This is a genomic window from bacterium (genome assembly GCA_027622355.1).
Lineage (GTDB): Bacteria > UBA8248 > UBA8248 > UBA8248 > UBA8248 > JAQBZT01.
Genome location: JAQBZT010000271.1, coordinates 1 through 3,844 on the forward strand (window position 1 = coordinate 1; position 3,844 = coordinate 3,844).

At 61.9% G+C, this 3,844-nt stretch carries 5 protein-coding genes; 3 read left to right on the forward strand and 2 right to left on the reverse strand.

Annotated features, from left to right (window positions below):
* The 3 genes from O2807_13160 to pnp form a co-directional block, all read left to right on the forward strand.
* Positions 1 to 308, forward strand: a 308-nt coding sequence (locus O2807_13160) for a hypothetical protein (protein MDA1001449.1), incomplete at its 5' end; no start/stop codon positions are given.
* A 125-nt stretch (positions 309 to 433) separates the two neighbouring features.
* Positions 434 to 703, forward strand: coding sequence for a 30S ribosomal protein S15 (gene rpsO / locus O2807_13165; protein MDA1001450.1), 270 nt, complete (start codon positions 434 to 436; stop codon positions 701 to 703).
* 31 nt (positions 704 to 734) lie between these two features.
* A complete protein-coding gene (gene pnp, locus O2807_13170) occupies positions 735 to 2,870 on the forward strand; it encodes a polyribonucleotide nucleotidyltransferase (protein ID MDA1001451.1) in 2,136 nt (711 codons plus the stop codon).
* Between the two features lie 74 nt (positions 2,871 to 2,944).
* On the opposite strand, the gene O2807_13175 is transcribed toward pnp, so the two are convergent.
* Together O2807_13175 and O2807_13180 are read right to left on the reverse strand one after the other, a co-directional pair.
* Positions 2,945 to 3,283 (reverse strand): flagellar biosynthesis anti-sigma factor FlgM, encoded by a 339-nt coding sequence (locus tag O2807_13175; GenBank protein MDA1001452.1) that lies wholly within the window; start codon positions 3,281 to 3,283, stop codon positions 2,945 to 2,947.
* 51 nt (positions 3,284 to 3,334) lie between these two features.
* Positions 3,335 to 3,802, reverse strand: coding sequence for a hypothetical protein (locus O2807_13180; protein ID MDA1001453.1), 468 nt, complete (start codon positions 3,800 to 3,802; stop codon positions 3,335 to 3,337).
* Between the last annotated feature and the right edge of the window lie 42 nt (positions 3,803 to 3,844).

Sequence of the window (3,844 nt, forward strand, 5' to 3'; positions counted from 1 at the left end):
CACACTCCCTCGATGAGGTGGAGGCCGCGGCTCGGACGGGGCGGCTGGAGGAGATTCTGATTGCCTCGGCCGCGGCGCTGGCCCACATTCCGGCCGTTTCGGTGCGCCCTGGGGCCGAGAAATCCCTGCGCAACGGGATGGCGCTGGGGTTGGAGGATATCGTTCTCGAGGGTGCGCTGCCGGGCGGCGAAAAGGTTCGCCTGCTCTCGGAGGGGGGTGATCTGATCGGGGTGGGGCGCCTTAATTCCCGGAAAATTCAGATGGGCCGAGGGAAATTCATCTCCCCTGAGCGGATCTTTGCACAATGAACGGGCGGTACGCGCTGAGTTTACAATGCGAATCGCCTCCGTTAAGATTCAGCCGCTATGAACGGAGACTTTAAACTAAGAGTGTTCCGGAGAGCCGGACACGCGAATTGGAGGAAGTAGAGAGAATGCCCCTTTCGAAGGTACGAAAAACAGAAGTCATTCAGGAATATCGGACACATGAAGGAGATACGGGTTCACCCGAGGTCCAGGTTGCCATTTTGAGCGAGCGGATCACCTATCTGACCGATCATTTCAAGACGCACACGAAAGACCACCATTCCCGGAGGGGATTATTGATGCTCGTGGGGCAGCGGCGGCGTCTTCTCGATTATCTCAGGGAGAAAGATATCAGCCGCTACCGCAACATCATCGAGCGCCTTGGCATTCGCCGCTAACATTCAATAATCTTTCAGAGGAAATCTCCTGATGCAGGCTATTCGCAAGGAAACATCCATTAACGGACATGTCCTCGCCTTCGAGACGGGCGAGATCGCAAAACAGGCCGGCGGCGCCGTCATGATGCACTATGGTGAGACCGCGGTCCTCTGTACGGTGTGCGCATCCGACTCTCCCCGCGAGGGAATCGACTTTTTCCCCCTGACGGTGGACTACCGCGAGGGCTTCTATGCGGCGGGCATAGTTCCGGGCAATTTCTTCCGCCGCGAGGGCAGACCCGGCGAGCGCGAGGTGCTGACCTGTCGCCTCATCGATCGCCCCATCCGCCCCCTGTTCCCCAAGACCTTCCAGTGCGAGACCATGGTCCAGATCATGGTGATGTCCTACGACCGGATTTGCGATTCCGACATTCTCGCGATCAACGGCACCTCGGCGGCGCTTCATATTTCGGACATTCCCTTCACCGGTCCTATCGGTGCCGTCCGCGTCGGGCGCGTGGACGGGCAAATCATCGTCAACCCCACCATCGATCAGCAGATTGAGAGCGACTTGAACTGCGTCATCGCCGGCACCGACGATGCCATCGTCATGGTCGAGGCGGGAAGCTTCGAGCTCTCCGAGGACGACTACATGGACGCCCTCGAAAAGGGCCACGCCGTCATCCGCGAGCTGGTCGCCCTGCAGAACGAGCTCCGGGCGCAGTGCGGAAAGCCCAAGCGCGAGGCCGAGGAACCCGAGATTGACAGTGCCCTCATGGCCCGGGTGCGCGAAATAGCCACCCCCCGGCTGCATGAGGCGGCGAAGATTCACGAGAAGCTGCCCCAGTACGCCGCGATGGGCAAGACCAAAAAGGCAGTCGTCGAGGCGCTGGTCACCCAGGATGAGGACAGCCCCTCCGCCAAGGACGTCAAGGAATACTACGGAAAAGTGGAGAAGGACGTTTTCCGCAAGCTGATTCTCGATACCGGCGTACGGGCCGATGGGCGCGGGCTGAAGGATGTCCGCCCGATCACGATCCGCCTCAAGCCCCTGGCGCGGCCGCACGGGAGCGTGCTCTTCACCCGCGGGGAGACGCAGGCGCTGGTGACGGCGACGCTCGGCACCTCGGGCGACGCCCAGATGATCGACAATCTGGACGGGAAGGTCTATCGGCACTTCCTTCTGCACTACAATTTCCCGGGCTTCAGCGTCGGCGAAGCGAAGCCCAACCGCGGGCCCGGAAGGCGCGAGATTGGCCACGGCGCCCTGGCCTCGCGGGCCGTTCAGGCCGTCCTCCCTGATCAGGAAAGTTTCCCCTACACCCTCCGCATCGTATCGGACATCACCGAGAGCAACGGCAGCTCCTCGATGGCCACCATCTGCGGCGCCAGCATGGCGCTCATGGATGCGGGCGTTCCGATCACCTCCCAGGTGGCGGGGATCGCCATGGGCCTCATCTCGGACGGGGAAACGGGCAAGACCGCCATCCTGACCGACATTCTCGGCCTCGAAGACCATCTGGGCGACATGGACTTCAAGGTGGGCGGCACCCGCGAGGGCATTACCGCCCTCCAGATGGATATCAAGATCAAGGGGTTGAAATTCTCCTTGATGCGCGAGGCGCTGACCCAGGCGAAGGAGGCGCGCCTCCATGTCCTCGACCAGATGGACACCGTGATCGCCACTCCGAACGCGGAAATCTCCCCCTACGCCCCGCGTATTTTCACGATCCGGGTCCATAAGGATCGGATCCGCGACATCATCGGCCCGGGCGGGAAGGTCATCCGCGGCATCGTCGAGGAGACGGGCGCCCAAATCGACGTCGAGGACGACGGCACGGTCTTCGTCTCCTCCACCGATCAGGCCAGCGCCGAGCGGGCCATCGAGATCATCCGCGAGTTGACGCAGGAAGCCGAGCCCGGCCGCATCTACTACGGCACGGTGCGGAAGATCATGGATTTCGGCGCCTTCGTCGAGATATTCACCGGCACCGACGGGCTGGTGCACGTCAGCCAGATCGCCCAGAAGCGGATCGCCAACGTGACCGATGTTCTCAAGGAGGGCGACCAGGTGCTGGTCAAGTGCCTGGAGGTCGAGGGTAACGGCCGCATCCGCCTCTCGATGAAGGACGTGAAGGAAGAAGATTTGCCCGAGGAGTGGAAGCAGCACTACGCACCCGTGAGCTGATCCTCCGGCCTGCGAACAAAACAAAACCCGGCGCTTCCACAGGGAGCCGCCGGGTTTTTTGTTTTTCAGAGGGGCTATTTCGTGCCGAGGGATCTCATTTCCTTGAGGGCCTCGCGGATCACCTTCTCGGCGATGATCTCGCCCGGCACGTGGTATTCGTCCCGTTCGATACGCTCGCGGATCTCATCGACAAGCTCCTGGCGCACGTCGGCGATCTCGGCAATGGCCTTCTGGATGCGGCCCATGATTATCGCCTTGTCGCTGACGTCGATCTTTTCTCCGGCGGATTCGGAGACGGAGTGGGCCGTCGGGGGTGTTTTTCCGCCCTTGGCCTTGTCCGCCTCCTGCTTTCGGCGGAGGGAGTCGGTGTAGGCTTCGCCTGTGAACTTTCGCCTGATCGGATCGATGACCACAGCGATTCCCCTTCCAGTGGGCGTTTTCAGTGAGCGGTTTCAGCCGCCTGCCTACAGAAGGCCTTCGAGCACCCGGCTGGCGGCGTCTTGAATCTTAGCGCGGATTTCCTCGCGGTTCTCCTGAGTCAGGGCCACGAGAAGCTCGCCCGTGTCCTTTCGGACGATGATATCCGTTTCCCCCGCGGCGTCTTTCGAAAGGGCCAGCCCCAGGCTCTCCAGAAAGCGCCCGAGCGGAGGCACATCTTTCTCTGCGGCATCAGCCCCCGAGGACTTGAGGAGCAGATCGGCAAATCGGCCCGAGAAGCGCGCGATCTGCTCGGTCCGATCCCCGGAGAGGAGGTCAGGCTTGGAGCGGGCGTTTTCCGCCCCGGCCGCCTCGCGCGCCGCCTCGGAAATGTTGATTTCCGTGTCGGGCGCGGGCACCTCGCTGACCCGTGCATCGGCGATGCGCTCTCCGACGCGCTGCTGTCGGAGATAGCTCCGCGTCACAGATTGGGCCAGATACGGCGTAATTTTCAAGGAGGCCCTCCCGTGCGATGGCCGCCAAAGGCAAAGATATGA